This is a genomic window from Streptomyces sp. NPDC003300, assembly GCF_040610915.1.
Taxonomy (GTDB): Bacteria; Actinomycetota; Actinomycetes; order Streptomycetales; family Streptomycetaceae; genus Actinacidiphila.
In genome coordinates this window covers 228,033-253,950 of sequence record NZ_JBEXNE010000009.1, presented here as the reverse complement: position 1 = coordinate 253,950, position 25,918 = coordinate 228,033, and the positions used below count along the sequence as shown (strand labels likewise).

The window sequence follows — 25,918 nt, the reverse complement described above, 5'->3', positions numbered from 1 at the left end:
ACCCGCGCCGCAGCGCCCTTCCGCGCGGTCGCGCGGACCACGGAGGGCGCCGCCGCCCGCACCGAACGGCCGGACCCGTCATGGACCTGGTGACCGACCGCTCCCCCAAACAGGACCGCAGCCGCGCCACCCGTCGGCGGATACTGGAGGCCGCCGTCTCGTGCCTCGCCGAGCACGGCTGGTCGGGCAGCACCGTCGCCGTGGTGTGCGCCCGCGCCGGTGTCTCCAGAGGGGCGGCCCAGCACCACTTCCGCACCCGCGAGGAGCTGTTCACCGCGGCCATCGCGCACATGGCCGAGGAGTGGGTCGCCGCCGTCAGAGAGCGCGCCCTGGCCCTCCCCCGCGCGGGCCAGGACCGCACCTACGCTGTCGTCGACATGCTGGTCGCGGTCCACACCGGCCCGCTGTTCCGGGCTGCTCTGCACCTGTGGGTGGCCGCCTCCGACGAGGAACAGCTCCGCCCCCGCGTCGCCGCGCTGGAGTCCCGGATCGGCCGCGAGGCCCACCGCCTGGCGGTCGAATTCCTCGGCGCCGACGAATCCCTGCCCGGCGTCAGGGAGACCGTCCAGGCCACCCTCGACATGGCCCGCGGCCTCGGCCTCGCCAACCTCCTCAGCGACGACTCCGCCCGCCGCGCGGGAATCGTCCGCCAGTGGTCCCGCGTCCTCGACACGGTCCTGCGCGAACAGCCCTAGCGGCGGCCGGAGTCGGCGCCCGGCCTGCGGGTGAGGGCGGCATCAGTGCAGGGAGGTGTCGGCGGGTCCCGAGGAGAGGCGGGTGAAGTGGACGCGCAGGCCGGGGCGTTGGGGTGCGCAGCAGAACAGGCCCGCGCGGGCGTCGGCGGCGGGGTCGAGCCAGGCCAGGCGGATGGTGCGCCAGGGGTCGTCGGCGCGGCGGGCGCGGACGGTCACGGCGTCGCCCGAGCGGCTGACCCGGACGGTCACCTCCTGGCCCGCCCAGTCCGGGACCGGGGCGAGGGACCAGTCGGAGGTGCCGTGGGTGACGACGGCGCCGACCTGGGGCGAACCGTCGGAGATCTCGACGCCCGCCTTGATCCAGGACTCGGCGTCGACGCGCACCAGGACACCGGCCTGGTCGTACAGCTCGGTGAAGTCGGCGACGAAGGTGACCTCGATGGCGGTGCCGGACGGGAAGGGGGTGAGCAGCGCGTGGCCGTCGTCGCGGACGAAGCCGTAGCTGGTGGTGCGCCAGAAGTCGCTGCCCTCGTTGGCGGTGACGTGCAGACCGGTGCTGTCGGCGACGGCCTCGGCGGGCGGGTTGAGCCAGGTCGCGTCGGACCAGGGGATGTCATGGTCGATCGGAGAGGTCACGGAAGTACCGCCATTCGTTGCCACAGGGTCGATAGCCGAGCCACCGGTTGACGGCCAGCATCGCGGCGTTGCCGTCGTCGTTGCTGGTGAACGCCTCGGTGTAGCCCGCGGCGCGGGCTCGGTGCAGGGAGTGGGCCTTGGCGGCCTTGGCCAGTCCGCGGCCCCGGAAGGCCCGGCGGGTGCCGGTGCCCCCCGACCAGTAGCGGTCGTGGCCGTCGGTCTGGACGTTGACGACCGCGGCGACCACACCGTCCACGACGGCGACCGTCGTCAGGTCGTGGTCGTAGTCGGACCGGTCCCAGGAGGTGGCGCGCCAGTCCGCGTAGCCGGGGACGCCGGTGGCGACATCGCCCGGCTCGTCCTCGATGGTCTCGGCGTCGGCCTCGTACACCGGGCGCGGGTCGGCGGCGTAGTCCGACGCGGGGCGCAGCAGCACGCCGGGCGGCAGCGGGGGCACGCCGGGCAGCGGGGCGCCGGGGGTGAGGTCGAGGCGGAGGAAGCTCGCGGACCGGCCGCGCCGGTAGCCGTGCCGGGCGGCGAAGGCGTGCGCCGAGGGCTCGTCGATCGCCCACGCGTAGACGGTGCTCGCCCCGAGGCCGGCGACATGGGACTCGGCGGCGGCCAGCAGGGCGCCGCCGATGCCCCGGCCGCGCTCCCCCGCGCGCACGTTCAGATTGACGAAGGCCGTTCCGGGGGTGTCGTTGTCCGCGAAGAGCCCGGCTCTCGCACTGCCGACGATCCGGCCGTCGCCGGTCTGCGCGACGAGCATCAGGAAGCGGGTTTTCTCGGGTGCGTCGGTGACCTGCGCGTGCACGGTCCGCGCGGTCGTCACCATGTACGGGACGGTCTCGCGGCCCACGGCGGCGACGGCTTCGGCGTCCGCCGGACCGTACTGTCTGATGATCACCTTCACGGCCCGCACCCTACGCGGCGCCGCCGCGTACCGCCCCCGAATTTCCGGCTCACCTGGGCAGAGGCTCCCGCCAGGCCCGTCCGAGGTGGATGCTGGAGGTGAGGGAGATGGCACGGATGCGCAGAAGCGGATACGAACCCGTCCAGGCGCGCAGCCCGCTGCGGCTGCGGCTAGGGCTCGCGCTGTGCGGTGTGGTCTGGGGCACCGCGGCGGCCGTGGGCTTCGCGCTCGCCGGTCTGCCGGTCTGGGCCGCGGTACTGGCCGCCGTCGCGCTGCTGGCCGCGATCGACGCCGTCCTGGTCGTCCGCCGCATGCGGCAGGGCTCGCGCTACCAGCCGAGCCGCACGACCCCGCCGTACCGCCCGGCGGCGCCGCACGCGGGAAAGCACTGAGGACCGGTCCGGCGACCGCGGGTGCGCGCCCGGGACAAGCGAAAGGGCCCGGCACCTGAGTGCCGGACCCTTCCTCTTCAGTAGCGGGGACAGGATTTGAACCTGCGACCTCTGGGTTATGAGCCCAGCGAGCTACCGAGCTGCTCCACCCCGCGTCGATGAACACCACCCTACGGGGTGCCGGCGCTCACACCAAATCGATGCGATGGCCGCCGCGCGCACAGGGCGCCGGGAGGTTTGGCGGGGGCGCCGCCGCGCCAGGTAGGGATCATGAGCACATCTGGATCAGGACCGAACACGGCAGCGAACGCAATCCCGGCCGTCACCCTCTCCGACGAGGTGCGGGACGCCGTCGCGAGCGGCGCGCCCGTGGTGGCGCTGGAGTCGACGATCATCGCGCACGGCCTGCCACGGCCGCGCAATTTGCGGGTGGCACGCGAGCTGGAGGAGATCGTCCGGGAGCAGGGCGCGGTGCCCGCGACCGTGGCGGTACTCGACGGGGTGCCACGGGTGGGGCTCACCAAGGAGCAGGTGGAGCGGGTCGCCGAGGACGCGTCGCTGCGCAAGCTGGGGTTCCGGGACCTGGCGCCCGCGCTGGCGGCGGGTGCGAGCGGGGCGACGACCGTGTCGGGGACGGCGTTCCTGGCCGCGCGGGCCGGAATCCGGGTGTTCGGTACGGGCGGCCTCGGCGGGGTGCACCGCGACTGGGTGACCGTGCAGGACGAGTCGGCCGACCTGGGGCTGCTGGCCAGGACGCGGATCACGGTGGTGTGCGCGGGCGTGAAGTCGATCCTGGACGTGCCCGCGACGCTCCAGCGGCTGGAGACCCTGGGCATCGGCGTGCTCGGCTTCGGCACCGACCGCTTCCCCGGTTTCTACCTCAGCGACTCCGGTGAGCCCGTGGACTGGACGGTCGAGTCCGCGCGGCAGGTCGCGGACGTGATGGCCGCGCAGGACGCGCTGGGCGGGCACGACTCGGCGCTGATCGTCGCCAATCCGGTGCCGCGGGAGCTTCAGCTCGACCCGGAGCTGCACGACCGGGTGCTGGCGGACGCGCTCGCCGCCGCCGAGGCCGGGGGTGTCACGGGACAGGCGATCACGCCGTTCCTGCTGGGCTACCTCACCGAGCACACCGGCGGCGCGTCCCTGGAGTCCAACCTCGCGGCCGTACGCGGCAATGTCCGGCTCGCGGCCGGGATCGCGGTGCGCTGGTCGCAGCGCGCATGACCGACGACAGCGCCGGACCGGGCGACGGGACGGGCGACGGCACGGGACCGGCGGACGACACGAGACGGTCGGACGGCACGGGACGGTCGGATGGCACGAGGCCGTCCGACAGCGCCGGACCCGCCGCCGTGGAGCCGGTGCCTCCCGGACTCCTCGTCGTCGGCGACGTCGTCACCGACGTGGTGGCGCGGCACGCGCGGCCCCTCGCCGCCGATACCGACACCGCCGCCCGGATCGCGGTGCGGCCGGGCGGCGCGGGGGCCAACGTGGCCTGCTGGGCGGCCGGTCGGGGCGCGCGGGTGCGGCTGCTGGCCCGCGCGGGCGCCGACTCCGCCGACTGGCACCGCGCCGCCCTTGAGGCCGCGGGCGTGGAGCCGGCGCTGCGGGTCGACGACGAGGCGCCGACGGCCGTGGTGATCGCCCTGGTCGACGCGGCGGCCGAACGGACCCTGGTCACCGACAGCGGCGCCGCCTTCCGGCTCGGCCCCGCCGACTGGGACGACGCGCTGCTGGACGGCATGGGGCACGTCCACCTCTCCGGTTATCTCTACTTCTCCGAGTGGGGACGCGAGTTGGCGGCCGTGGTCACCGAGGCGGCGCGCGCCCGGTCGCTGCCGGTGAGCGTCGATCCGGCCTCCGCCGGTTTCCTGCGCGAGGCGGGCGTGGCCCGTTTCCTGGCCGACGTGGCAGGTACGGATCTGCTGCTGCCCAACGACGCGGAGGCGGCGCTGCTGTCCGGTGCGCCCGAACCGGCCCGCGCGGCGGCCGAGTTGAGCGCGGCGCGCGGCGGCGGCACGGTCGTGGTCACCCTCGGCGCGGGCGGCGCGCTGGCCGCCGTGAACGGCGAGGTGACGGTACGGGTGCCCTGCGTCCCGGCCGTCGCGGTGGACAGCACGGGCGCCGGAGACGCCTTCACCGGCGGCCTGTTGGCCGCTCGTCTCGCGGGCGCGGACCTCGCCGCGTCGCTCGCGGCGGGCTGCCGCACCGGAGCGGAGGCGGTGACCGTGGTCGGCGGGCGGCCGGAGACGTAATGGGGGCCGTCTGACCGCGCCCCCGCCGTCACGTCGCGGAGCGCCCGACCGGCGCCGTCAGATGGCGTCCCACGGCGCGGATTCGTACAACTCCCCCACCCGCGTCAGGAGTTCGGCCCGCGTGGGCAGCGGGACGCCGTCGATCTCCGAAATGACCGCCGTGCCGCGCGAGTTGGCCAGGAAGGCGCCGTCGTACGACCCCACGTCGGTGAGCCGCAGCGGGCGGCGGTCCTGCGGGACACCGGCCCGTACGAGTTCACGCTCCAGGACCTGGAGGGTGATGCCGCGCAGATGCGGGGCGGCGTCCGGCCAGACGACGGTGTCGCCGTCGATGAAGCCGACGTTGGTGATGGCGCCCTCGGCGATCTCGCCGCCGGGACCGGCCAACAGCGCCTCGTCGTACCCCGCGGCGGCCACCTGGCGGCCGAAGTACGCCTGCCCGAAGCCGCCGACGTGCTTGAGGTGGGCGGCCGGGCGCTGGTAGGGCACCGACTTGAGGCGCTTGAGGCCGGGTTCGACACCGGCGGGCGGGCGGACGGCGACCATGACGGCGACCGGCTCGTCGGCGCCCTCCACCGGCTGGAAGACGTTGACCCGCACGGAGGCGTCCGCGCGCCCCGACCCGGCCAGCGCGTGCCGTATGTGCGCCCGTACGCGCTCGCCGTCCAGGCCCGCGCCGAACAGCTCCCGCGTGGCGCCGTCGAGGCGTTCGACGTGGAACGCCAGGCCGCGCACCTTTCCGCCGCGTACCTGCATCGCCGTGAAGTGGCCGTAGCCGCCGAGCGCGGGCGCGATGGCCTCCACCGTCGCGGCCCGGCCGTCGATCTCGATGAACGGTGATTGCGTCATGACCTCACCCTAGGCACGGCCGCCCTTCCGGCACACAGGCCCGTCAGCCGGCCAGCGCGGCCGTCAGGTCCAGCTCGACCAACTGCGCGGTGAAGCCGAGCTGTGCCACTCCGAGCAGGGTGCTCGCGGTGTCGAAGGCGTCGCCCAGCGGCGAGGCGTTCAGCGCGTCCCACACCGTGGACAGCGTCTCGCGGTCGTCGCTCACCACGTAGATGACCGAGCGCACGACGTCGCCCGGCCCGGCGCCGACGGCTTCGAGTGCCATCAGGGCGTTGGCGGCCACCTGGCGGGCCTGGGCGGCGTAGTCGCCGCGGCCGACGATCCGGCCCTCGGCGTCGAGCGGGCACTGACCGGCGAGGTAGGCGGTCCGCCCGGCCTCGACGACGGTGATGTGGTGGTAGCCGGGGGTCTGGTGGAGGGCGGGAGGATTGACGCGGGTGATGTGGGCGCTCATGGGTGGTGAGTCTGCCGGGGCGCGGGGGCCTGGGCCCACCCGTTTTCGGCTCCCGGACCGCGCGGGCGGCTCGGGCGGTCCGGGAGTCCGGGCAGCCCGGCCACCGGAGATTTGGCCGGGGGCCGTCGCGGTGTCGGTGGGGGGTGGAATCATGTGCCGCAGCGGACGGGCCCGGCATCCGTGGTGACACGCGCATCGGCCGCATCGGGATCGGCATCGGCATCGGAATCGGCGGGAGACGGGGAGCCATGGACGCGGACGGGGGTGTCGGACAGGAAGAGGCGGGTGCGCGGCAGGCGCCGGTCGGCAAGCAGGCGCGGAAGGTGTCCGGCCAGGCCGCGAAGCTCGTCGCCTCGGCTCGTACGGTCACCGCGGACCACACACGGGTGCGCGCGGACGTGCGGGCCGCGCTGGTCCCGCTGCGGGAGGCACGGGTCCGCCGCGAGCTGGACGGCATCCCGGTCGCCCGGCTCAAGGACGTCACCGAGGGCAGGCTGCGCCTCGGCGCCATGGAACAGGCCGGGTACGACACGGTCGGCAAGGTCTACGGCGCCCGGTCGTACGAGCTGCGGCTGGTCCCCGGCGTGGGCGCGCAGAGCGCCGACCAGGCCATAGCGGCGGCGCGCCAGATCGCGTCGGCGGCCGAGGAGCACGTGGCCGTCCGTATCGATCCGGCCCACCGGGACGACCCGGACACCACCGCCCTGGTGATGGCGCTCAACCGGCTGGTCAACGCGGGTCCCGAGATTCCGCGGGCCGTGGAGACCGCCGCGCGCGTGGACGCCGAGCTGACACCGCTGCTGGCCGCCGCCCGCCCGGCGGGCGCCCGGCTGCGGATGCTGCTGGCGGGCAGGCTCGGGCGGCTGCGCGCGCAGGACGCCGTGCGGCGGATCGAGGAGCTGCTGGCGGAGCACACCGCCGACGGCACCGGGCTGCTGCTGACCCAGGCGAGCACCGACCTGCTGCGCCCGGCGGCGCCCGCCGCCGAGGCGTGGCTGGACTTCGAGGTCAGGCCGTCGGAGTACACCGTCCTGCTCGCGGAGATCGCCGAACTCGCCCCGGACATCGACGCGGCGGAAGGCTTCCTGCCGTCGTCGGTCTCCGAGCGGGTGCGCGGACAGCGTCTTGACGACACGCACCGCCGGGTGTCGCTGCGCGGCTACCAGGCGTTCGGCGCGCGCTTCGCGCTGGCCCAGCGGCGGGTGATCATCGGCGACGAGATGGGCCTGGGCAAGACCATCCAGGCCATCGCGGCCCTGGCCCACCTGCGGGCGGAGGGCCGTACGCACTTCCTCGTCGTCTGCCCGGCGAGCGTGCTGGTCAACTGGTCGCGGGAGATCGAGTCGCGCAGCGCCCTGGACGCGTACCGGCTGCACGGCCCGTACCGCAAGGCGGCGCTGGCGGACTGGGTGCGGGACGGCGGCGTGGCCGTCACCACGTACGACGCGCTGAGTTCGCTGGACGTGCCCGACGGGGTGCCGCTGGGGATGCTCGTCGTGGACGAGGCGCACTACGTGAAGAACCCGGACACGCGCAGGTCGCGGACCGTCGCGCTGTGGACGGCCAGGACCGACCGCGTGCTGTTCCTGACCGGCACCCCGATGGAGAACCGCGTCGAGGAATTCCGCAGTCTGGTGCACCACCTCCAGCCCGATCTGCTCCCCCACATCCGGCACAGCGACGCGGTCGCGGGCTCGCAGGCGTTCCGCAGGGCCGTCGCCCCGGCCTATCTGCGCCGCAATCAGCAGGACGTGCTCACCGAACTGCCGGAGCTGGCGCAGTCCGACGAGTGGGAGGAGTTCAGCCGTACGGATCTGGCCGCCTACCGGACGGCGGTCGCGGAGGGGAACTTCATGGCGATGCGGCGCGCCGCCTACGCGGCGCCCCATCGTTCGGCGAAGCTCCAGCGGCTGCGCGAACTGGTGAAGGAGGCCGAGGAGAACGAGCTGAAGGTCGTCGTCTTCTCCTTCTTCCGCGATGTGCTGACCACCGTGCACGACGCGCTCGGCCCGGCCGCCTTCGGCCCGCTGACCGGCGCGGTCGCCGCCACCGAGCGCCAGGAAATGGTCGACGCCTTCGCGGCGGTGCCCGGCCACGCGGTGCTGCTCAGCCAGATCCAGGCGGGCGGCACCGGGCTGAACATGCAGGCCGCCTCGGTGGTGATCCTCTGCGAGCCGCAGGTCAAGCCGACCCTGGAGGCCCAGGCCATCGGGCGCGCCCACCGCATGGGCCAGATCCGCCACGTGCGCGTGCACCGGCTGCTGATCGCCGACAGCGTCGACCAGCGCATGCTCGACATCCTCGGCACCAAGCAGGTGCTCTTCGACGCCTACGCGCGCCGCAGCGACCTCGCGGAGTCGACTCCCGACGCGGTCGACATCTCGGAGCAGTCGCTCGCGCGGCGGATCGTGGAGGAGGAGCAGATGAGGCTGTCCCTCACCAAGTGACGGGGGCGCGCGGCGCGGCGCCGTAGAGGGCGCCCGAGGAAGCCGGGGCGCCGAGGGGGGCGAGCGTCGCCGGGAGGCCGAGCCCGCCGGGGGCCGGGAGGCGCGGGGGGGCCGGGAGGCGCGGGGGCTGGGGGCCGGGGGCCGTAAATCGGGTTCGTCGTGCCGGACCTCTGCGGTACCGTGATCAGGTCCTGTTGTCTCCGATAGAGGTGGACGTTGCGCATCTGAGGTCCGCGATCATCGCGCGGTACGGCCTTCGCTTCGCCGTATACGCGTCACGTGGCAGTCGGCGTTCCCGCCGCGCCGTGACGTCCGCGCAGATGCGACCTCGGTGCCCTGGGCCGTCCGTCACCTCACGGAGGCCCGCACCCTCCCGCTGTCCGGCCAGGTCGCCGCGTGGTGCTCGCATACGAAGCCCCCCATCCACCGCGCTTTCGACTGCGAGACCCACCATGGCCCATCCCACCGCCACCCCGCCCGGCGCGTCCCTGACCTGCTCGGGGCTGTCCTTCCAGTGGCCGGACGGCACGCCCGTGTTCGACGGCCTGTCCCTGACCATCGGCCGCGGCCGGACCGGGCTCGTCGGCGCCAACGGCACCGGCAAGTCCACGCTGCTGCGGCTGCTCTCCGGCGAACTGCGCCCCGCGCGGGGCTCGGTGAGCGTCGGCGGCACCCTCGCCTGCCTGCCGCAGAACATCACACTCGACACCGGCCTCCGCGTCGACCAGGCGCTCGGCATCGCCGAGCGGCGGGCCGCCCTGCGCGCGATCGAGGCCGGTGACGCGGACGAGGAGCACTTCGAGACGGTCGGCGACGACTGGGACGTCGAGGAGCGGGCGCTGGCGACGCTCGGCACGCTCGGTCTCGGCGGCATCGGCCTCGACCGGGCCGTCGGCGAGATGTCCGGCGGCGAGACCGTACTGCTGCGGCTGGCCGCGCTCCTGCTGGAGCGCCCCGATGTGCTGCTGCTCGACGAGCCCACCAACAATCTGGACCTGGTGGCCAGGCGGCGGCTCTACGAGGCCGTCGACTCCTGGCGCTCCGGCGTGCTGGTCGTGGTCAGCCACGACCGTGAACTGCTGGAGCGCGTGGACCGGATCGCCGAACTGCGGACGGGTTCCGTGAACTGGTACGGCGGCGGCTGGTCGGCGTACCAGGAGGCGCTGGCCGCGCAACAGGAGGCGGCCGGACGGACGTTGCGGGCCGCGGAGGCCGATGTGCGGCGGCAGAAGCGGGAGTTGGAGGAGGCGCAGATCAAGGTGGCCAGGCGCCAGAAGCAGGACAAGAAGCTGGACGCGCAGCGGCGGGCGCCGCGGATCGTCGCGGGCGAGAAGAAGCGGTCGGCGCAGGAGTCGGCGGGCAGGCTCCGCGGCGTGCACGAGGACCGGCTCGACGAGGCGCGCGAGCGGCGCGAGGAGGCAGCGGACGCGGTCCGTGACGACGCCGAGATCCGGGTCGACCTCCCCCACACCGCCGTGCCCGCCGGCCGTACGGTCCTGAGCCTGCGCGCGCTGCGCCCCCGGTACGGCCGGCTGCTCGACGGCACCTTCGAGCTACGCGGCCCCGAGCGCGTCGCGCTGGTCGGACGCAACGGGGCGGGGAAGACCACGCTGCTGCGCACCCTCGCCGGTGAGCTGGCGCCGCTGTCCGGCGAGGCGGTCGGACACGTACCGCTGCGGTTCCTGCCGCAGCGACTCGACGTGCTGGACGAGGAGTTGAGCGTCGCGGCGAATGTGGCCCGGCGGGCGCCCGGCGTCACCGACAACCACATCCGTTCCCAGCTCGCGCGGTTCCTCTTCAAGGGCGCGCGGGCCGAGCAGCGCGCGGGCACCCTCTCCGGCGGCGAACGCTTCCGCGCCGCGCTCGCCGCGACGATGCTCGCCGCTCCCGCGCCCCAACTCCTCATGCTGGACGAGCCCACCAACAACCTCGACCTGGCCAGCCTGCGTCAACTCACCGGCGCCCTGGACTCCTTCGAGGGCGCCCTGCTCGTCGCCAGCCACGATCTGCCGTTCCTGGAGTCGATCGGTGTGACGCGCTGGCTCCTCGTCACGGACGAGCTCCAGGAGACCACCGCGGAGGAGGTCCGGGGACTGCTCGGAGCGGCCGAGGCGTAGGGACGGGCACCAACCGGGACGAGACCCGCAAACACCGAGCCCCGAAACCCTGAGGCTGCCGAGGTCGCTGAGTGCCTTGGCGTACCTCGGACCGGGAAGCCGACCGGGTCGCCGCCCGCTCAGGGCTGGATGTTCTCCAGGTCCTCCAGGAGACCGGGGTGCTTCGGCTCCCAGCCGAGCACCTTGCGGGTGTGGGCGCTGGACGAGGGCTGGTCGGCCGCGAAGATCGGGCCGAGAGTGCCGTACGTCTCGGCGGGCACGGACTCGACCGGCAGGTTCAGCCGGCGGCCGATGACCGCGGCGATGTCCCGGACCTGGTCGCCCTCGTCGGCCACGGCGTGCCAGGCGGTCCCGGCCTCCGCGCCTTCCAGCGCGAGCCGGAAGAGCACCGCCGCGTCGAGCGCGTGCACGGCGGGCCAGCGCTGGGTGCCGTCGCCCGGGTAGCCGGAGACGCCGCTCTGGCGCGCGATGTGGGTCAGCAGACCGGCGAAGCCGCCCGTGCCCTCGTTGTGGACCGTACGCGGCAGGCGCACGGCCGAACTCCTGACCCCGCGCGATGCCAAGTCCAGGACCGCCGTGACCGCCCGACCGCGACCGCCGACGGGTCCCTCGGTCGGCACCGGGTCGCTCTCGACGGAGGCGCGGCCCGGCACGTAGGGCGTGCCGGAGGCGGTGACGAAGGGGCGGTCGCTGCCGACCAGCGCCTCGCCGAGGGCCGCGAGGGCGGCGGTCTCCTCGGCGACCGCGTTCGCGACCGCTTCGGCGCTGCTGAAGTCGTTGGCGAACGCCAGGTGGACCACCCCGTCGGCGCGCCCGGCGCCGGTACGCAGGGCGTCCAGGTCGGCGAGATCTCCCCTGATCGCCTCGGCCCCGGCCGCCTCCGCGGCTCGCGCGGACGCGTCGGAACGGGTGAGTGCGAGGACGGTGTGGCCGTTGCCGAGCAGTTCGGCGACGACGGCGGAGCCGATCAGACCGGTGCCGCCGGTGACGAAGACGCGCATGGAAACACTCCCACAAGTGACGGGACTCTTGTCCCATCACCGTAACAGACTGATGGGACAAGAGTCCCGTCAGATAGGATGACCTCATGAGCCGGTGGGAACCAGGGGCGCGCGAACGCCTCGTCGTGGCCGCCGTCGACCTGTTCACCGAGCAGGGGTACGACGCCACGACCGTCACGCAGATCGCCGAGCGTGCCGGGGTCACCAAGAGCACCTTCTTCCGGCACTTCCCCGACAAGCGCGAGCTGCTGGTCGCGGGGCAGGAGACGCTGAGCCGGCTGCTGGCCGAGGGAATCGCCGAGGCGCCCGCGGACGCCAGCCCGCTGGAGGCGGTCGCCGCCGGTCTCGCGCGCGCCTCGACCGCGATGGGCCCCATGAACCGCGACTTCGCCCCCCGCCTCAAGACGGCCGTCGCCGCCAGCGCCGAGCTCCAGGAACGTGACGCGCTCAAGAGCGTCAGCCTCGCCAACGCGATGACCAGCGCTCTGGCGGCGCGCGGGATTCCCGGTCCGACCGCCGCTCTCGCGGGCGAACTCGGCCTCCTCGCCTTCAAGCGGGGTTACGCGGTCTGGTCCGAGGGCGACCGCGACGCCGGGGACGACCTGGGCGGGCATCTCGTCACGGCCCTCGATGAGCTGCGCGCGGCGAGCGCGTCGCTGGGCTGAACCGGACACAGCATGCGGTCACTTGCCCGCGCCGACCGCGTTCATGTGGATCTGAGTGGTCTGGACGTTCTCGTCGGGGTTGTCGAGCGGGATGTTGATGGTCGCGCCGACGCTCGTGGAGTGGGTCTCGTTGGGCGGCGTGACGGTCATCGTGGTGAAGGTGTAGCCGCTGCCGCCGCTGTTGTTGAACGGGTAGTACAGGACGGCTTCGGTGCGCTCGCCGGGAGCCAGCGTGACGGTGGGCACCTCGCTGCCGGGGCGGCGGGCGACGTTCACGGTGTCCGTGCCGCTCTTCAGGTCGATGCCCGCGAAGCCGTGCATCGTGCAGGAGCCGGAGCCGGTGTTCTTGAAGTGGATCAGCTCCATGCCCTCGCCCGAGATGCCGTGCTCGGCCGAGATGGCCAGGTTCGAGGTCTTGCACATGGCGCCGGCCGCCGACCCGCCGTTCGAGGAACCGCCGTTCGACGAGCCGCCGTTCGACGACCCGGAGCCTCCGGTCGTACCGCCGGAACCGTCGCTCGAACCGCCGCTGGAGCCGCTGTCGGAACCGCCGCTGGAGCCGTCACCGGAACCACCGGAGGAGCTGTCCTGGCCGGGCGCGGCACTGGGCGACGACGTGGCGCCGGGGGCACTGGGCGACGCCGTCGTACCGGAGGCGCTGGAGTCGTCGGGGCCACAGGCCGTGAGCGACATTCCGGCGGCCACGACGACGAGGGCGAGAACCGAGAGCCTCTTGCTGCTGCGCATTGCTACTCCGTAAGTCGGGTGCCGGCCCGCCCGTCGCGGACCTTCTGCGCTGATGGAGGCACCCGGCAGGGGCGGCGGTTGCGCGGGGAATCCCACCGGGACGCCCCCGTGACACGCGAGAAGCATGATCAAGACAGACGGAATGCGGTCGTCGCATCCGTCACACGAATCCCCGGCGGCCCGGTGGGCACGTCGCCGCACCGGGCCGGTGGTCACTCGTCGTAGGTGATGTTCCCGTGCTCGTCCATCGTGGGGTGGATCTTCGACGGGCCGTACGGGTCGACGTCGGAGGGGCGGGGCGGCTCGGGGCCGTCGGCGCCGACCCGGATCAGCCGCGCGACGCGGGCCACGGAGAACTGCCGGCCGCCGACCTCGAGTTCGTTCGCCCGGCCGGCGGCGCGGAACTCCTCGGCGGCGCGGGCGTAGTCGGCCTCCTCGTCCGCGTCCAGCTCGTACATCCGGGGCCACATGGTGGTCAGCGCGTCGGCCAGGGCCCGGCGGGCGGCGTGCGGGGTGGCCAGGATGTTGATGGCCGGTTCCCAGCCGACGTCCGTCCGCTCGACCACCCGGAACGCCGCCGGGAGCAGGACGACTCCCGGATGCGTCCGCAGCGCGGACCGCGAGTCGGCCCGTACGTCGGCGGGGTAGCGGAGGCTGCGGTAGTGCAGGTCGCGCAGCGCGAGGCGTTCGGCGCTCGCCATCACCCCGGTCGCGGCGGCGTGGTCGATGACGACGTCGCCGTCCAGCTCGGGGTCCGCGGCGCGGTCGTCCCAGTCCAGGACCGCGGGATCGGGGTCGGTGGGGCGCGGCGGCTCGACCTTGCCGTCGTGGGTGTAGAAGAACTCGTCGCCGCGGACGACCCGGTAGCGGGTCCCGGCCACGGTCAGCTCGTCGAGGGGTTCCGACTCCAGGCGGTCGACCGCCGACAGCAGCTCCCGGCGCAGCGCCGGGTCGTCGGTGTCCTCCTTGGCCCGGAACCAGAGGCGGGAGTTGAGGGCGTCGCGCGACGCCTGGGGGAACCCGTCCGTCATGGGGGTCAGCAACCGCCATCCGACGTCGCCCGGTGCGCACGCCGCCAGGGCGAAGAGCGGGCCGCGGACGATGTAGTGCCCGTACCGCTGCGCGGCGTCTCTGCGGTCTGCCTCGGCGGCCAATTCGACGGGGTGGCCGCCTAGTTGGACGTTCATGATCAGGTTCTCTGACGCTGTGGGTTCGTCCCCGCTCATGGAGCCATTGTCCCCACACCCGAGCGGCGGCTGTCAGCGAATTGCCTGATACCGCACACCACACGTATGCGACATCGTTGTCAGCAGGGGGCTGAAAAAGGCCGCCCGAAGGCGGCCTTTTTCAGGAAAACCATGGGTGTCCGAGGGGGGACTTGAACCCCCACGCCCGATAAAGGGCACTAGCACCTCAAGCTAGCGCGTCTGCCATTCCGCCACCCGGACGGGGTGTGGCACCGCGACCCGCCGGGTCGTGGTGACGGGGTCAACGATACCAAGGATTCGGAGTGCTTCTCACCTGGGATTGCGGCGGGCGGTCCGGCCGGGTGCGGGGCCCGGACGGACGCTGCGGAGCAGGTGGGGGCGGGTGGGGGCTCAGGTGGCGATGCCGATGGCCTGCTTGACGGTGGCGGGGTCGGAGAGGGCGTGGAGCATGAAGTGGGCGACGTCGGCGCGGGAGGCGAGGGCGCCGCCCCGGAGGTTCTGGTCGACGGCGGTGCGGTAGGTGGTGGAGAGCGGCTTGTCGGTGAGGCGGGGCGGACGGACGGAGGTCCAGTCGAGGCCGCTGTCGCGGAGGATGTCCTCCATGAGGGCGAGGTCGGCGAAGTGCTTGCCCAGGAAGAGCTTGCCCATGGGGGCGCCGACATAGCGCATGAGGGGGCCCTCGCCCGGGTCGTGCTTGGGCGGGTTCGGACGGCCGGGCGACGGGGTGGTGGAGACCGGCGCGGCGCTGACGACGACGATCCGGCGGGCGCCGGTGGCCTGCATGGCCTCGACGATGGCGCGGGTGCCGACCGAGGTGATGCCGGTCTGGGCCCGTGAGCTGGGACCGAACGCGGACAGGACGCCGTCGGCGCCCTCGACCGCGCCGCGCAGCGCGTCGGCGTCGGGGTGGGTGAGGTCGGCGGTGACGGAGTGGACGTCCCGGGTGAGTCGCGCCGGATTGCGGACGACGGCCGTCACGTCGTGTCCCGCGTCGACCGCCTGATCGACCAGGAGCCGGCCGATCCCCCCGGTCGCCGCGAAGATCGTGAGCTTCATGTGGTGGCTCCCTGTGTGTGCGTGTGCTGTGCCAGGTTCAACGCGGCGCCCCACCACCGGGTTTCGGGGTGCGGGCGCCGGGCACTTGACGCACGGTCAGGAGCGGCCGTTCAGGGGGCCGGTCAGGAACCGTTGTTCGGGGCCTGCTTCGGACGGGCGGCGATGGCACGGTGGTGCCGTACGACCTCGTCGATGATGAAGTTGAGGAACTTCTCGGCGAAGGCAGGATCGAGCTTGGCGTCCTCCGCGAGGCGGCGCAGCCGGCCGATCTGGTCGGCCTCGCGGGCCGGGTCGGCGGCCGGGAGGTGGTGGGCGGCCTTCAGCTCACCGACCTGCTGGGTGCACTTGAAGCGCTCGGCGAGCAGGTGCACCAGCGCCGCGTCCAGGTTGTCGATGCTGCCGCGCAGGGCGCGGAGTCTTTCCAACGCCTCCTCGTCGCTCACCAGTGAGTGCTCGGCGGTCGGCTGGTCGCTCATCTCGGTCTGCCATCCTGGTCGGTCCGTGGTGCTCGGCGGCGAGTTCCCGATCACCCTACCTATGTCACTCTTGAGGCATGGGACGGGTCACCGAGCGGCGCCGCGTACTGCGGATCAGGGACGGCGTGGCGGGGCACCGCGCGGACACGCTGGTGGCCGAGGAGCCGCTGGAGATCCGGCTGAACGGCAAGCCGCTCGCCATCACGATGCGCACGCCCGGCGACGACTTCGCGCTGGCCACCGGCTTCCTGGTCAGCGAGGGCGTGCTCGCCGCGGCCGACGATGTCAGGTCGGTGGTGTACTGCGCGGGCGCCACCGCGGACGGCGTGAACACGTACAACGTCGTGGACGTCCAGCTCGCGCCCGGTGTCCCGCTTCCGGACATCTCGCTGGAGCGGAACGTTTATACGACGTCGTCCTGCGGGCTGTGCGGCAAGGCCAGCCTGGACGCGGTGCGTACGGCGACGCGGCTGCCGATCACCGATCCGGACTCCCCCAGGCTCACCCCGGCGCTGCTGTCCTCGCTGCCCGACCGGCTGCGCGCCGCGCAGGCCGTGTTCGACCGCACCGGCGGGCTGCACGCCGCCGCCCTCTTCGACGAGCACGGCGAGCTGCTGGACGCGCGGGAGGACGTGGGGCGGCACAATGCGGTGGACAAGCTGGTCGGCCGGGCGCTGCGCGAGGGCCGGCTGCCGCTGGCTGGACACATCCTCATGGTCTCGGGCCGCGCCTCGTTCGAACTGGCGCAGAAGGCCGTGATGGCGGGCATCCCCGTACTGGCCGCCGTCTCCGCCCCCTCCTCGCTCGCCGTCGATCTGGCCGCGGAGTCCGGTCTCACCCTCGTCGGCTTCCTGCGCGGCAACTCCATGAACGTGTACGCGGGCGAGTCCCGTATCGCGCTCGCGGCGGAGCACACCGGGTGACCTGGTAATCGGGTCACCGGCTCATCGGGTGATCCGCTGAACAGGGCCGTCAGCGGCCGACGTCCCCGTCGTACCGCTCGCGGATGATGTCGGCGTGGCCCGCGTGCCGCGCCGTCTCCTCGATCATGTGGACCAGCACCCAGCGCAGGGACGGCGGCGGGGTCTCGCGCAGGGAGCGGGCGCCGGGGCGTTCGAGGTCGGCGCAGGCGGCGACGGTCTCGTTGCTGCGCAGGGCGGCGGCGCGGTAGGCGGCGATCAGGTCGGCGCCGCTCTCGTCGTCGGACGGCGGGATCTCGTCGTCCCGCAGCGGGAGGTCGGCGCCCTCGTAGGCCCAGACGAACCAGTTGAACTCGACGGCCGTGAGGTGCTTGACCAGGCCGAGGAGGCTGGTGCCCGAGGTGACGCCCGGCGCCTTCGCGACCTCGTCCGGCACGCCTTCCGCCTTGGCGACGACGGCCTCCCGCAGATAGTCGAGGAAGCTCAGCAGCGTCGTCGGCTCATCCGCGTTCAGCCCCGGCGGGCGCAGGTCGCCGCGGAGCGGCGGCGGGTCCGGCTGGTCGCGTGGCGTCGTCGTCCTGGTCATCGCGCCACGCTACCTCCGGGTCGGGCTGGCGTGCCCAGCGTTTCGCGATCACCGCGCAGACCATGAGCTGCATCTGGTGGAAGAGCATCAGCGGCAGTACGGCGAGCCCGGCGCCGGACCCGAACAGCACGGTGGCCATGGGCAGTCCGGACGCCAGGCTCTTCTTGGACCCGGCGAAGACGATGGTGATCCGGTCGGCCCGGCCGAAGCCGAGGCGGCGCGCGCCGAAGGAGGTGAGGCCGAGCATCAGGGCGAGCAGCACCGCCTCCAGGACGAGCAGTTCCGCCAGCCGCGGCACCGCGACCTTGTGCCAGATGCCCTCGGCCATGCCCGCGCTGAAGGCGGTGTAGACGACCAGCAGGATCGACCCGCGGTCGACGTAGCCGAGCACCTTGCGGTGCCGGGTGAGGAAGCCGTTGATCCAGCGGCGCAGCACCTGCCCGGCGACGAAGGGCGCGAGCAGCTGGAGGGAGATGTCGAGCAGCGCGTGCGCGTCGACGCCGGAGTCGCCGCCGATGAGGGCCGCGGCCAGCAGCGGGGTGAGGACGATCCCGGCGAGGCTGGAGAAGGACCCGGCGCAGATGGCGGCGGCGACGTTGCCGCGGGCGATCGAGGTGAACGCGATCGAGGACTGGATGGTGGACGGCAGCAGGCACAGGAAGAGGAAGCCGGGGTAGAGCTGCGGCGCCAGGACGTACGGGACCAGGCCGCGGGCGGCCAGGCCCAGCAGCGGGAAGGCGACGAAGGTGGCGGCGAGCACGGTGAGGTGCAGCCGCCAGTGGCGCAGCCCGGTCAGCGCCTCGCCGGTGGACAGCCGGGCGCCGTAGAGGAAGAAGAGCAGCGCGACCGCGCCGTTGCTGGCACGGCTCGCGGTGTGCGCGGCGGTCCCGGTCGCGGGCAGCAGCGCGGTGAAGGCGACGGTGGCGAGCAGGGCCGCGATGTACGGGTCGACGGGCAGCCGCTTGAGCAGCCCCGACCGCTTCGGGGCCCGCGGCGCGGAGTCCGTCGCGGCGGCCCGCGGCGCGGTATCTGTCACGGCCTGCGGCGCGGTGTCTGGCGGGTCCTGCGGCGCGGTATCTGATGGCACCGCTCCAGCATCGTCGGGGCGTCGGCGATCGGGAAGCCCGGTTGCCGTACTCACTGTCATCACGGAACGCGATAGCCGGACTAGACTGGCGGGCATGTTCGATCCCGTGCAGCTGCGGACCTTCCTCGCCGTGGCGCAGACGCTGAGCTTCACGCAGGCCGCGCAGCGGCTGGGGCTGCGGCAGTCCACGGTGAGCCAGCATGTGCGGCGCCTGGAGGAGGCGGCGGGCTGCCGGCTCTTCGCCCGCGACACCCACGGCGTGGAGCTGACCGAGGACGGCGAGGCCATGCTCGGCTTCGCCCGGACGATCTTGGAGGCGAACGAGCGCGCGGCCGGTTTCTTCACCGGCACCCGGCTGCGCGGACGGCTGCGCTTCGGCGTCTCGGAGGACTTCGTGCTGACCCGGCTGCCGGAGATCCTGGAGGGCTTCAGGCGCGAGCACCCCGAGGTCGACCTGGAGCTGACCGTCGAACTGTCCGGCACCCTCCACCAGTGGCTCGACGCGGGACGGCTCGACCTGTGCCTGGCCAAGCGGCAGGGGCCGAACGGCCCCGGGCAGCTCGTGTGGCGCGACAAGCTGGTGTGGATCGGCGGCGAGCGGCTGCGCCTGGACCCGGACCGTCCGGTGCCGCTGATCGCCTTCCCCCCGCCCGGCATCACCCGCGCCCGCGCGCTGGAGGTACTGGAGCGCGACGGGCGGGCCTGGCGGGTGGCGTGCACCAGCGCCTCGCTCAGCGGTCTGGTCGCGGCGGCCCGCGCGGGCCTCGGCGTGATGGCGCACGCGCAGGGCCTGGTGCCCGCCGGGCTGGTACGGCTGCCCGCCCGGTCCGGACTGCCGGAACTGGGCGCGGTGGACTTCGTCCTGCTGCACGGGCGGCGGCAGGCCCGCGCCCAGGACGCGGCCGACGCGCTGGCCGCGGCGATCCTCGCGGGCGGCGACCGGCTCCACAAGCCGCTGCCCTGACCAGGCGCGGGGCCGGACGCGGGGCGGATGACGCGGGGCCGGGCGCGGGGCCGAACGACGCGGAGCCGCGGGCGGGGCCGGGCGCGGGGCGCACGGGGCCCCTGGGACAGTGGAGCGCCAGTGACCGGTCGGCGCAGATTTGGTGGAGATAAAAGTACGGCGGCGGAAGCATCGGAAACGGCCGCGTGGGCACGACTCCCTTGTGAGACGCGGTCATACGCCCGCCACCAGCACAGATGTCCGATAACACGGGTCTGTCACGGCCCTCCCGCCCGTGCGGCGGATCGGATAGCTTACGGGCCCCGCACTGTGCGGTATGAGGAGAGCACCCGTTGCGCGAGTTCACCGTCCCCCCCATGGCCACGACGCCACAGGCCGGAGGTTTGGCGGATGCCGTGTTCGGCAACGCACGGCAGGCCCCCGACAAGGTGGTGTTCGGCCGCGCGGACGAGGACGGCGTCTGGCAGGACGTGACGACGAGCGAATTCCGCGACCAGGTGCTCGCGGTGGCCAAGGGGCTGCTGGCCGAGGGCGTACGGTTCGGCGACCGGGTCGCGATCATGTCCCGTACCCGGTACGAGTGGACGCTGTTCGACTTCGCGCTGTGGGCGATCGGCGCCCAGTCCGTACCGGTCTATCCGACCTCCTCCTCCGAGCAGGTGCGGTGGATGCTGCACGACTCGGGCGCGGTGGCGGCGGTCGTGGAGCACGAGGACCACGCCATGACGATCGGCGCGGCCGTGGACGAACTGCCCGCGCTGACCCGGCTGTGGCAGCTCGACTCCGACTGCGTGACCGAACTGTCGGAGGCCGGGCGGCAGATCGGCGACGACGTCGTGGAGCGGCACCGTCTCGCCGTCACGCCCGACGCCGTCGCCACCGTCATCTACACCTCGGGCACCACCGGGCGGCCCAAGGGCTGTGTCCTCACGCACGCCAACTTCATGGCGGAGACCGAGAACGTGGTGGCCCGCTGGGAGCCGGTCTTCCGGAGCAAGCCGGGCGAGGAGCCGTCCACACTGCTCTTCCTGCCGCTGGCGCACGTCTTCGGCCGCATGGTAGAGGTCGCCGCGGTACGGCACCGGATCCGCCTCGGCCACCAGCCGAGCATGACGGCCGCCGAACTCATCCCGAGCCTCGCCGCCTTCCGGCCGACGTTCGTCCTGGCCGTGCCGTACGTCTTCGAGAAGGTCTACCAGGGCGCGCGCCGCAAGGCGGAGGCGGACGGCAGGCTCGGGCCGTTCGAGAAGGCGGTCGACGTCGCGGTGCGGTACGCGGAGGCGGTGGAGGCGCGAGCCTTCGGTACCGGACCAGGTCCGAGCACGGCCCTGCGGATGCAGCACCAGCTCTACGAGAAGCTGGTCTACAGCAAGGTCCGCGACGCGCTCGGCGGCCGGGTGCGGCACGGTATCTCGGGCGGCTCGGCGATGGACCGGCGGCTCGGCCTGTTCTTCTCCGGCGCGGGCGTCACGATCTACGAGGGCTACGGCCTGACCGAGACGACGGCCGCCGCGACCGCGAACCCGCCGGAGCAGACGCGTTTCGGCACCGTCGGCCAGCCGGTGCCCGGCACCACCGTGGCCATCGCCGACGACGGCGAGATCTGGCTGAGCGGCGGCCAGGTCTTCCACGGCTACCTCAACAACGCCAAGGCCACCGAGGAAGTACTGCGGGACGGCTGGCTCGCCACCGGGGACCTGGGCGCGCTCGACGAGGACGGTTATCTGACGATCACCGGCCGCAAGAAGGAGATCCTGGTGACCAGCGGCGGCAAGAGCGTGTCGCCGGTCGCGCTGGAGGAGCGGGTCCGGGCGCACCCGCTGGTCGCGCAGTGCGTGGCCGTGGGCAACAACCGGCCCTTCGTCGCCGCGCTGATCACCTACGACCGGGAGGCCGTCGAGCACTGGCTGCGGATGCGCGGCAAGCCGAATCTGCCCGCCACCGAGCTGGTGCACGACCCGGACCTGGAGGCGGAGATCCGGCGGGCCGTGGTCGCCGCGAACACCCTTGTCTCGCAGTCCGAGTCGATCCGCACCTTCCGCATCCTGGCGGCGCCGTTCTCGGAGGAGCGCGGCACCTTGACGCCGTCGCTGAAGCTGAAGCGGCGGGCGATAGAGAACGCGTACGCGCGGGAGATCGAGGCGCTCTACCGGGGCTGAGACGGGAGCCCGGCCCGCCGGGCCTGCGTCAGGAAGCCCACGTCAGGGGCTGGCCCTACGCCAGGGGCTGCCGGTCGCCGGATGCGGCCGGGCCGCCTGGTGCGGCCGGTACCGCAGCGCCTGACAGGCCGCCGTCCGCCTCGTTGAGCTGCCGGATGCGCGCGCTCAGGTCCGTACGCCAGTCGACGGTCTCGGACTCGACGTGGCCGCGCACCGTCGTGACGAGCCGGGCGATGAGGGCCAACTGGCGCTCGACCTCGGCCGGTTCGAGCGGTCCCGAGGTACGGGCGGCGGCTCCTCCCGGCCCGGCCCGCAGCACGTCGGCGGCCCATTCGAGGCGTACGGCGTTCAGCTCGCCGCGCAGCGCGTGGGCGACGGTGATGTCCCGCATCCAGCCCGCCGACAGCCCGAAGAAGTGGTCGAATCCCTTGCAGCCCGCGGCGAGGGCGAGCAGGACGTATCCCCAGCCCTGCCCGGAGCCGCCGCTCGCCGCGGTGGCCAGCGGCACGGCCGTACCGGCCACCGCGAGGGCGATGGCCAGCGCCTGGAGCGTGCGGGAGGCGGTGCGCTTGCGCCGCTTGTCGCGCTGGTACCAGTCGATGGCGTCCTGCGCCTCCTGCTCGGCCCAGGCGCGCAGCCGCGCCAGCGCCTCGCGCTGCCCGTCCGGTCCGTCGACCGCGATGTCCGGGAAGGGCCTGCCGCCCAGATCGCGGGCCTGCCGTTGCCGCCGCCCGGTCCCGGACGCGCCCGTCGGCGTACCGCCGCCGTCCAGCTCAGTCATCCGGCGAGGTTATCGGCTGCCGCGCCGCCGTCACGTCCGGTCGCGGTAACGCGCCGTTTCTCAGGGCGGGTTCACCGCCGAGCCGTGGGATTCCGCACCCACAAGCCCCGCAGGGCCCCCACCGAGCCCGAGGGGCGCCGTGTGACGCGTATACGGAAACGTGCGGCGCGCTGACGGGACGTGGGGCCGAAGGGCGTGCGCGAGCCATCGCGGTGTCCGGTTCCCGCCGCGCCCGTCCGCGCCGTGCGGGGGACGGGCGGTCGGCGGCACCTGCGGTGCGCTGGAGCGCGCCGCGCTCGGGCCGGTCGGGCCCGGCCGCGCGGAACCGGTGAATCCGGACAACGGTACCCGCCTCGGGCCGGATCCGGACCCTTCGGCCAGACGTAACACTGGCCTCACCACGTAACCGGCGCGCAAGGTCCCGGGTGAACCCCTGTTCACCTGGGGCCTCTAGCATTTCGCACATGCTGGACTACGACGTGGAGGCGGCGCGTTACGACGCCACGCGCGGCGGTGTGCCGCGGGCCCGGTCAGCGGCCCGCGCGATCCTCGCCCTGGTGCCCGAACGCGCGGGCACACTGCTGGACATCGGCTGCGGTACGGGTCTGGTCACCGGGCTGCTCGACCGGCCGGGACTGCGGGTGTTCGGCGTCGACTCCTCCGAGGGCATGGCCCAGGTGGCCGCCGAGCGCCTCGGCACGTCGGTGGTGCTGGGCAACTGCCATCGGCTGCCCTTCGCCGACGCGTCCTTGGACGCGGTGAGCGCGGTGTGGCTGCTGCACCTGCTGCCGGACGCGCCCGCGGTGGTCGCCGAGTGCGCCCGCGTACTGCGGCCCGGCGGGGTGTTCGTGACGACGGTCGACAAGGACTCGGGCCACGACATGAACAGCGACGTGGACGAACTGCTGGCGCCGTACCGGGTGCGGAAGGCGTACGACGCGGCCCCGCGGATCCTGGCCGTCGCCTCAGAGCACGGGCTGCGCAGGGCGGGCGAGGCGCGCTTCACCGGCCACGGGCAGGGCCGCTCCCCCGAGCGGACCGCCGGGGATCTGGAGCGCGGGTACTACGCGTCGGCGCTGGCGCTGGACGACGAGCAGGCCGGCGCGCTGGTGCGGCGGCTGGCGCTGCTTCCCGGCCAGCAGGTGCCGCGCCCCGACCCGGTGTACCGGCTGCTGGCGCTGCGCAAGGAGAGCTGAGGGGCGACGCCGGACCGGCCGGGGAGGGCCGGGCCGGCGCCGGGCGGCCGTGCCGGTCACTCCTTGGCGAGGTCGGCCAGGCTCGCGAGGGTCCACGCCTCCGCCGCCTCGTGCGTGACGCCGAGGCCGGCGAGCGCTCTGGCGGCGGGTTCCTGGTCGTCGCTGAGGACGCCGAGCAGGATGTGTTCGGTGCCGATGTAGTTGTGGCCGAGCCGCAGGGCCTCGCGCAGCGCCAGGTGGAGGGTCTTCTTGGCGGCGGGGCTGACCGGGAGGTTGCCCTTGAGAGGCTCTTCCTCGGTGCCGGGGGTGGAAACGGCGGCGCGGACGGCTTCCGCGCTGACGCCGAGGGCGCCGAAGCACAGGGCGGCGAGGCCGTGGGGCTCGTCCAGCAGGCCGAGGACCAGGTGCTCGGGTGCCACGGCGCTGTGCCTGGCGCCGCGGGCCTCCTCCTGTCCGGCGGCGACGGTCTTGCGGGCGCGCGCGGTGAAGCGGTTGAAGCCCGCCTCCACGCTCAGATACTCCAGGTCCTCGGGGACCTTGGGCACGAACCGCTTCTGCGCGGCCTGCTTGCTCACCCCCATGTGCTGGCCGATGTCGGTCCAGGAGGCGCCCGCCCTGCGGGCCTGGTCCACGAAGTGGCCGATGAGGTGGTCGGCGATTTCGCCGACGTGGGTGGCGACGGCCACCGCGTGCTGGAGGTCTTCGAGCGGTTCGCTGCCGGGGTGCTGTTCCTTGACGTAGTCGATGAGGTCGTCGAGTCGTACCGGGTGTTGGGTCATGCGTCAACGTTAGGTTGACGATTCCTCGATCGTCAACCTTTAGTTGACGATCGGCTCTTTCTTGACCGATCGTTCTCATTGACCCTAGGGTCATCGGCATGGCGAGGAGCAAGGAATTCGACCCGGACACGGCGCTCCAGGCGGCACTTGAGCTGTTCTGGCGGCGCGGTTACGAGGCCACGTCGATGGCCGACGTCGTCGAGGCGCTGGGCATCGCGCGGGCGAGCGTCTACGCCACCTTCGGCAGCAAGCACGAGCTGTATCTGCTGGCGCTGCGCCGCTACGGCGAGCTGTGCGACCCGCGGCTGCTGGAGGAGTTGTCACAGCCGGGGCCCGCGCTGCCGGGGGTACGGGCGGTGGTGACCCGCTTCGCCGAGGAGTCCGCGCGCGACGAACTGCGGCGCGGCTGCTTCATGACCAACACCGCGGTGGAACTGGCCCCGCACGACCGGGCCGCGGCCCGCCGGGTGGAGGCGAGCTGGGACCTGCTGGAGGCCGGGCTGACCTCGGCGCTGCTGCGGGCCCGCGCCCAGGGCGAGCTGCCCGCCGGGCGGGACCCGCGGGCGCTGGCCCGCATGCTCCTGGTGCTGCTCCAGGGGATCCGCGTGGTCGGCAAGGCCGGCGGCGACCCGGAACGCCCGCGCGACGCCGCGGCGCAGGCGCTGGCCCTGCTCGACTGACCGGACGGGTCCGAGCCCCCTTTTCGCGACCGATCGTTCTCATTCCCGTAGGCACCCAAGGCATCTGGAGAGCCGTCATGTCCGACACCTTCACCGGCAGGGCCGTCCTCGTCACCGGCGGCGGCAGCGGTATCGGGCGGGCCGTCGCGCTCGCCTTCGCCCGTGCGGGCGCCCGCGTCGCCGTCGCCGGGCGGAGTGAGCGGACCCTTGAGGAGACGGTCGCCCTCATCGCGGCCGAGGGCGTCGGCGAGGCCGCCGCCGTACCCGCCGACATCACCGTCGCGCCGGACGTCGAGCGCCTGGTCGACGCCGTGACGGCCCGCTTCGGCGGCCTCGACGTGGCCGTGAACAACGTCGGCGTCATCACCCCTCCCGCCCCGGTCGCCGACATATCCGAGGCCGACTGGCGGCACAGCCTCGACACCAACCTGACCGGGCTGTGGCTCTCCATGAAGTACGAGATCGGCTACATGCGGGCGCACGGCGGCGGCGCCGTCGTCAACGTCGCCTCCAACATCGGCGCCCACCGCCGCGTTCCCGGCCTCGGCGCGTACACCGCGGCCAAGGCCGCCGTCAGCGCCCTCACCCGCGCCGCCGCCCTCGACCACATCGGCGACGGCGTCCGGATCAACGCCGTCAGCCCCGGCGCCGTCGACACCCCCATGTCCTCGCGCCCCGGCGAGACCCCCGCCGCCAAGGCCGCCCGCCTGCGCGCCCAGATCCCCCTCGGCCGCGCGTCCAGCGTCGCCGAGATCGCCGCCGCCGTCCTCCACCTCGCCTCCCCCGCGGCCACCTCCACCGTGGGCACCGACCTGGTCATCGACGGCGGCGCCACGGCCTGACCGGCGGCGG

26 protein-coding genes and 2 tRNA genes are annotated in these 25,918 nt (G+C 73.5%); 13 read left to right on the top strand and 15 right to left on the bottom strand.

Annotated features, from left to right (window positions below; all coding sequences use genetic code 11):
- The first annotated feature begins 80 nt into the window (after positions 1-80).
- Positions 81-695 carry a TetR/AcrR family transcriptional regulator gene (locus ABZX65_RS16535; RefSeq protein WP_355339395.1) on the top strand — a complete coding sequence of 205 codons (615 nt, stop codon included), beginning with the start codon at positions 81-83 and terminating at the stop codon, positions 693-695.
- 42 nt (positions 696-737) lie between these two features.
- On the opposite strand, the gene ABZX65_RS16530 is transcribed toward ABZX65_RS16535, so the two are convergent.
- The gene (locus tag ABZX65_RS16530; protein WP_355339392.1) at positions 738-1,331 is read right to left on the bottom strand and encodes a DUF1349 domain-containing protein; all 594 of its coding nucleotides are present in this window, start codon (positions 1,329-1,331) and stop codon (positions 738-740) included.
- Positions 1,309-2,244, bottom strand: coding sequence for a GNAT family N-acetyltransferase (locus ABZX65_RS16525; protein WP_355339389.1), 936 nt, complete (start codon positions 2,242-2,244; stop codon positions 1,309-1,311). Before ABZX65_RS16525 ends, ABZX65_RS16530 begins: the two co-directional genes overlap by 23 nt.
- 116 nt (positions 2,245-2,360) lie before the next feature.
- Between ABZX65_RS16525 and ABZX65_RS16520 the strand changes: the two genes are divergently transcribed.
- Complete coding sequence (locus ABZX65_RS16520; RefSeq protein WP_355339386.1) at positions 2,361-2,636, top strand: DUF6343 family protein; 276 nt, start codon at positions 2,361-2,363, stop codon at positions 2,634-2,636.
- Between the two features lie 81 nt (positions 2,637-2,717).
- Here ABZX65_RS16520 and ABZX65_RS16515 read toward each other — a convergent pair.
- Positions 2,718-2,791, bottom strand: a tRNA-Met gene (locus ABZX65_RS16515).
- 115 nt (positions 2,792-2,906) lie between these two features.
- Between ABZX65_RS16515 and ABZX65_RS16510 the strand changes: the two genes are divergently transcribed.
- Both ABZX65_RS16510 and ABZX65_RS16505 read left to right on the top strand, forming a co-directional pair.
- A complete protein-coding gene (locus ABZX65_RS16510) occupies positions 2,907-3,863 on the top strand; it encodes a pseudouridine-5'-phosphate glycosidase (protein ID WP_355339383.1) in 957 nt (318 codons plus the stop codon).
- A 137-nt stretch (positions 3,864-4,000) separates the two neighbouring features.
- Entirely contained in the window at positions 4,001-4,894 is an 894-nt protein-coding gene (locus tag ABZX65_RS16505) for a PfkB family carbohydrate kinase (protein ID WP_355339535.1), read from the top strand.
- 57 nt (positions 4,895-4,951) lie between these two features.
- Here ABZX65_RS16505 and ABZX65_RS16500 read toward each other — a convergent pair whose 3' ends face one another.
- Complete coding sequence (locus tag ABZX65_RS16500; protein ID WP_355339380.1) at positions 4,952-5,743, bottom strand: aminotransferase class IV; 792 nt, start codon at positions 5,741-5,743, stop codon at positions 4,952-4,954.
- Positions 5,744-5,786: 43 nt separating this feature from the next.
- Positions 5,787-6,197 carry a RidA family protein gene (locus tag ABZX65_RS16495; RefSeq protein WP_355339378.1) on the bottom strand — a complete coding sequence of 137 codons (411 nt, stop codon included), beginning with the start codon at positions 6,195-6,197 and terminating at the stop codon, positions 5,787-5,789.
- 248 nt (positions 6,198-6,445) lie between these two features.
- Between ABZX65_RS16495 and ABZX65_RS16490 the strand changes: the two genes are divergently transcribed.
- Entirely contained in the window at positions 6,446-8,644 is a 2,199-nt protein-coding gene (locus ABZX65_RS16490) for a DEAD/DEAH box helicase (protein ID WP_355339375.1), read from the top strand.
- A 452-nt stretch (positions 8,645-9,096) separates the two neighbouring features.
- A complete protein-coding gene (locus tag ABZX65_RS16485; RefSeq protein WP_355339372.1) occupies positions 9,097-10,761 on the top strand; it encodes an ATP-binding cassette domain-containing protein in 1,665 nt (554 codons plus the stop codon).
- Positions 10,762-10,880: 119 nt separating this feature from the next.
- Here the strand turns inward: ABZX65_RS16485 and ABZX65_RS16480 are convergent, their stop codons facing one another.
- Positions 10,881-11,762 carry an SDR family oxidoreductase gene (locus ABZX65_RS16480; protein WP_355339369.1) on the bottom strand — a complete coding sequence of 294 codons (882 nt, stop codon included), beginning with the start codon at positions 11,760-11,762 and terminating at the stop codon, positions 10,881-10,883.
- A gap of 86 nt (positions 11,763-11,848) precedes the next feature.
- Between ABZX65_RS16480 and ABZX65_RS16475 the strand changes: the two genes are divergently transcribed.
- Complete coding sequence (locus ABZX65_RS16475; RefSeq protein WP_355339366.1) at positions 11,849-12,427, top strand: helix-turn-helix domain-containing protein; 579 nt, start codon at positions 11,849-11,851, stop codon at positions 12,425-12,427.
- 18 nt (positions 12,428-12,445) lie between these two features.
- On the opposite strand, the gene ABZX65_RS16470 is transcribed toward ABZX65_RS16475, so the two are convergent.
- The 5 genes from ABZX65_RS16470 to ABZX65_RS16450 form a co-directional block, all read right to left on the bottom strand.
- On the bottom strand, positions 12,446-13,174 hold the full coding sequence (locus ABZX65_RS16470) for a DUF4232 domain-containing protein (protein WP_355339363.1): 729 nt from the start codon (positions 13,172-13,174) through the stop codon (positions 12,446-12,448).
- A 212-nt stretch (positions 13,175-13,386) separates the two neighbouring features.
- Positions 13,387-14,400 carry a DUF5954 family protein gene (locus ABZX65_RS16465; protein WP_355339361.1) on the bottom strand — a complete coding sequence of 338 codons (1,014 nt, stop codon included), beginning with the start codon at positions 14,398-14,400 and terminating at the stop codon, positions 13,387-13,389.
- Between the two features lie 137 nt (positions 14,401-14,537).
- Positions 14,538-14,622, bottom strand: a tRNA-Leu gene (locus tag ABZX65_RS16460).
- Positions 14,623-14,772: 150 nt separating this feature from the next.
- Positions 14,773-15,438 (bottom strand): NAD(P)H-binding protein, encoded by a 666-nt coding sequence (locus tag ABZX65_RS16455; protein WP_355339358.1) that lies wholly within the window; start codon positions 15,436-15,438, stop codon positions 14,773-14,775.
- Between the two features lie 122 nt (positions 15,439-15,560).
- Positions 15,561-15,914 carry a chorismate mutase gene (locus tag ABZX65_RS16450; protein WP_188281279.1) on the bottom strand — a complete coding sequence of 118 codons (354 nt, stop codon included), beginning with the start codon at positions 15,912-15,914 and terminating at the stop codon, positions 15,561-15,563.
- Between the two features lie 77 nt (positions 15,915-15,991).
- On the opposite strand from ABZX65_RS16450, the gene fdhD reads away from it, so the two are divergent.
- Positions 15,992-16,837: a formate dehydrogenase accessory sulfurtransferase FdhD gene (fdhD, locus tag ABZX65_RS16445; RefSeq protein WP_355339355.1), complete on the top strand. Its 846-nt coding sequence runs from the start codon at positions 15,992-15,994 to the stop codon at positions 16,835-16,837.
- Positions 16,838-16,886: 49 nt separating this feature from the next.
- Here fdhD and ABZX65_RS16440 read toward each other — a convergent pair whose 3' ends face one another.
- Positions 16,887-17,420, bottom strand: a complete 534-nt coding sequence (locus ABZX65_RS16440; protein ID WP_355339352.1) for a DinB family protein — start codon at positions 17,418-17,420, stop codon at positions 16,887-16,889.
- Positions 17,335-18,390: a bile acid:sodium symporter family protein gene (locus ABZX65_RS16435; protein WP_355339532.1), complete on the bottom strand. Its 1,056-nt coding sequence runs from the start codon at positions 18,388-18,390 to the stop codon at positions 17,335-17,337. The genes ABZX65_RS16440 and ABZX65_RS16435 overlap by 86 nt, the downstream gene beginning before the upstream one ends.
- 211 nt (positions 18,391-18,601) lie before the next feature.
- Here ABZX65_RS16435 and ABZX65_RS16430 point away from each other — a divergent pair, with 211 nt between their 5' ends.
- Together ABZX65_RS16430 and ABZX65_RS16425 are read left to right on the top strand one after the other, a co-directional pair.
- The gene (locus tag ABZX65_RS16430) at positions 18,602-19,471 is read left to right on the top strand and encodes a LysR substrate-binding domain-containing protein (protein ID WP_355339349.1); all 870 of its coding nucleotides are present in this window, start codon (positions 18,602-18,604) and stop codon (positions 19,469-19,471) included.
- Positions 19,472-19,803: 332 nt separating this feature from the next.
- Positions 19,804-21,630, top strand: a complete 1,827-nt coding sequence (locus ABZX65_RS16425; RefSeq protein ID WP_355339346.1) for an AMP-dependent synthetase/ligase — start codon at positions 19,804-19,806, stop codon at positions 21,628-21,630.
- A 55-nt stretch (positions 21,631-21,685) separates the two neighbouring features.
- Here the strand turns inward: ABZX65_RS16425 and ABZX65_RS16420 are convergent, their stop codons facing one another.
- Positions 21,686-22,411, bottom strand: a complete 726-nt coding sequence (locus ABZX65_RS16420) for an SLATT domain-containing protein (RefSeq protein WP_355339343.1) — start codon at positions 22,409-22,411, stop codon at positions 21,686-21,688.
- Positions 22,412-22,875: 464 nt separating this feature from the next.
- On the opposite strand from ABZX65_RS16420, the gene ABZX65_RS16415 reads away from it, so the two are divergent.
- Positions 22,876-23,607, top strand: coding sequence for a class I SAM-dependent methyltransferase (locus ABZX65_RS16415; RefSeq protein WP_355339340.1), 732 nt, complete (start codon positions 22,876-22,878; stop codon positions 23,605-23,607).
- Between the two features lie 56 nt (positions 23,608-23,663).
- On the opposite strand, the gene ABZX65_RS16410 is transcribed toward ABZX65_RS16415, so the two are convergent.
- On the bottom strand, positions 23,664-24,386 hold the full coding sequence (locus ABZX65_RS16410) for a Clp protease N-terminal domain-containing protein (protein WP_355339337.1): 723 nt from the start codon (positions 24,384-24,386) through the stop codon (positions 23,664-23,666).
- Positions 24,387-24,484: 98 nt separating this feature from the next.
- Between ABZX65_RS16410 and ABZX65_RS16405 the strand changes: the two genes are divergently transcribed.
- Positions 24,485-25,066: a TetR family transcriptional regulator gene (locus ABZX65_RS16405; protein ID WP_355339334.1), complete on the top strand. Its 582-nt coding sequence runs from the start codon at positions 24,485-24,487 to the stop codon at positions 25,064-25,066.
- A 77-nt stretch (positions 25,067-25,143) separates the two neighbouring features.
- Positions 25,144-25,908, top strand: coding sequence for an SDR family oxidoreductase (locus tag ABZX65_RS16400; RefSeq protein ID WP_355339331.1), 765 nt, complete (start codon positions 25,144-25,146; stop codon positions 25,906-25,908).
- Positions 25,909-25,918 lie beyond the last annotated feature (10 nt).

What these genes read in the sequence shown, in the direction of transcription:
- ABZX65_RS16495 (WP_355339378.1), bottom strand. Translation starts at nt 6,197, where the DNA reads ATGAGCGCCCACATCACCCGCGTCAATCCTCCCGCCCTCCACCAGACC.
- ABZX65_RS16510 (WP_355339383.1), top strand. Translation starts at nt 2,907, where the DNA reads ATGAGCACATCTGGATCAGGACCGAACACGGCAGCGAACGCAATCCCG.
- ABZX65_RS16500 (WP_355339380.1), bottom strand. Translation starts at nt 5,743, where the DNA reads ATGACGCAATCACCGTTCATCGAGATCGACGGCCGGGCCGCGACGGTG.
- ABZX65_RS16450 (WP_188281279.1), bottom strand. Translation starts at nt 15,914, where the DNA reads ATGAGCGACCAGCCGACCGCCGAGCACTCACTGGTGAGCGACGAGGAG.
- ABZX65_RS16490 (WP_355339375.1), top strand. Translation starts at nt 6,446, where the DNA reads ATGGACGCGGACGGGGGTGTCGGACAGGAAGAGGCGGGTGCGCGGCAG.
- ABZX65_RS16420 (WP_355339343.1), bottom strand. Translation starts at nt 22,411, where the DNA reads ATGACTGAGCTGGACGGCGGCGGTACGCCGACGGGCGCGTCCGGGACC.
- ABZX65_RS16410 (WP_355339337.1), bottom strand. Translation starts at nt 24,386, where the DNA reads ATGACCCAACACCCGGTACGACTCGACGACCTCATCGACTACGTCAAG.
- ABZX65_RS16430 (WP_355339349.1), top strand. Translation starts at nt 18,602, where the DNA reads ATGTTCGATCCCGTGCAGCTGCGGACCTTCCTCGCCGTGGCGCAGACG.
- ABZX65_RS16465 (WP_355339361.1), bottom strand. Translation starts at nt 14,400, where the DNA reads ATGAGCGGGGACGAACCCACAGCGTCAGAGAACCTGATCATGAACGTC.
- ABZX65_RS16535 (WP_355339395.1), top strand. Translation starts at nt 81, where the DNA reads ATGGACCTGGTGACCGACCGCTCCCCCAAACAGGACCGCAGCCGCGCC.
- ABZX65_RS16405 (WP_355339334.1), top strand. Translation starts at nt 24,485, where the DNA reads ATGGCGAGGAGCAAGGAATTCGACCCGGACACGGCGCTCCAGGCGGCA.
- ABZX65_RS16475 (WP_355339366.1), top strand. Translation starts at nt 11,849, where the DNA reads ATGAGCCGGTGGGAACCAGGGGCGCGCGAACGCCTCGTCGTGGCCGCC.
- ABZX65_RS16400 (WP_355339331.1), top strand. Translation starts at nt 25,144, where the DNA reads ATGTCCGACACCTTCACCGGCAGGGCCGTCCTCGTCACCGGCGGCGGC.
- ABZX65_RS16520 (WP_355339386.1), top strand. Translation starts at nt 2,361, where the DNA reads ATGCGCAGAAGCGGATACGAACCCGTCCAGGCGCGCAGCCCGCTGCGG.
- ABZX65_RS16480 (WP_355339369.1), bottom strand. Translation starts at nt 11,762, where the DNA reads ATGCGCGTCTTCGTCACCGGCGGCACCGGTCTGATCGGCTCCGCCGTC.
- ABZX65_RS16485 (WP_355339372.1), top strand. Translation starts at nt 9,097, where the DNA reads ATGGCCCATCCCACCGCCACCCCGCCCGGCGCGTCCCTGACCTGCTCG.
- ABZX65_RS16455 (WP_355339358.1), bottom strand. Translation starts at nt 15,438, where the DNA reads ATGAAGCTCACGATCTTCGCGGCGACCGGGGGGATCGGCCGGCTCCTG.
- ABZX65_RS16415 (WP_355339340.1), top strand. Translation starts at nt 22,876, where the DNA reads ATGCTGGACTACGACGTGGAGGCGGCGCGTTACGACGCCACGCGCGGC.
- fdhD (WP_355339355.1), top strand. Translation starts at nt 15,992, where the DNA reads ATGGGACGGGTCACCGAGCGGCGCCGCGTACTGCGGATCAGGGACGGC.
- ABZX65_RS16440 (WP_355339352.1), bottom strand. Translation starts at nt 17,420, where the DNA reads ATGACCAGGACGACGACGCCACGCGACCAGCCGGACCCGCCGCCGCTC.
- ABZX65_RS16470 (WP_355339363.1), bottom strand. Translation starts at nt 13,174, where the DNA reads ATGCGCAGCAGCAAGAGGCTCTCGGTTCTCGCCCTCGTCGTCGTGGCC.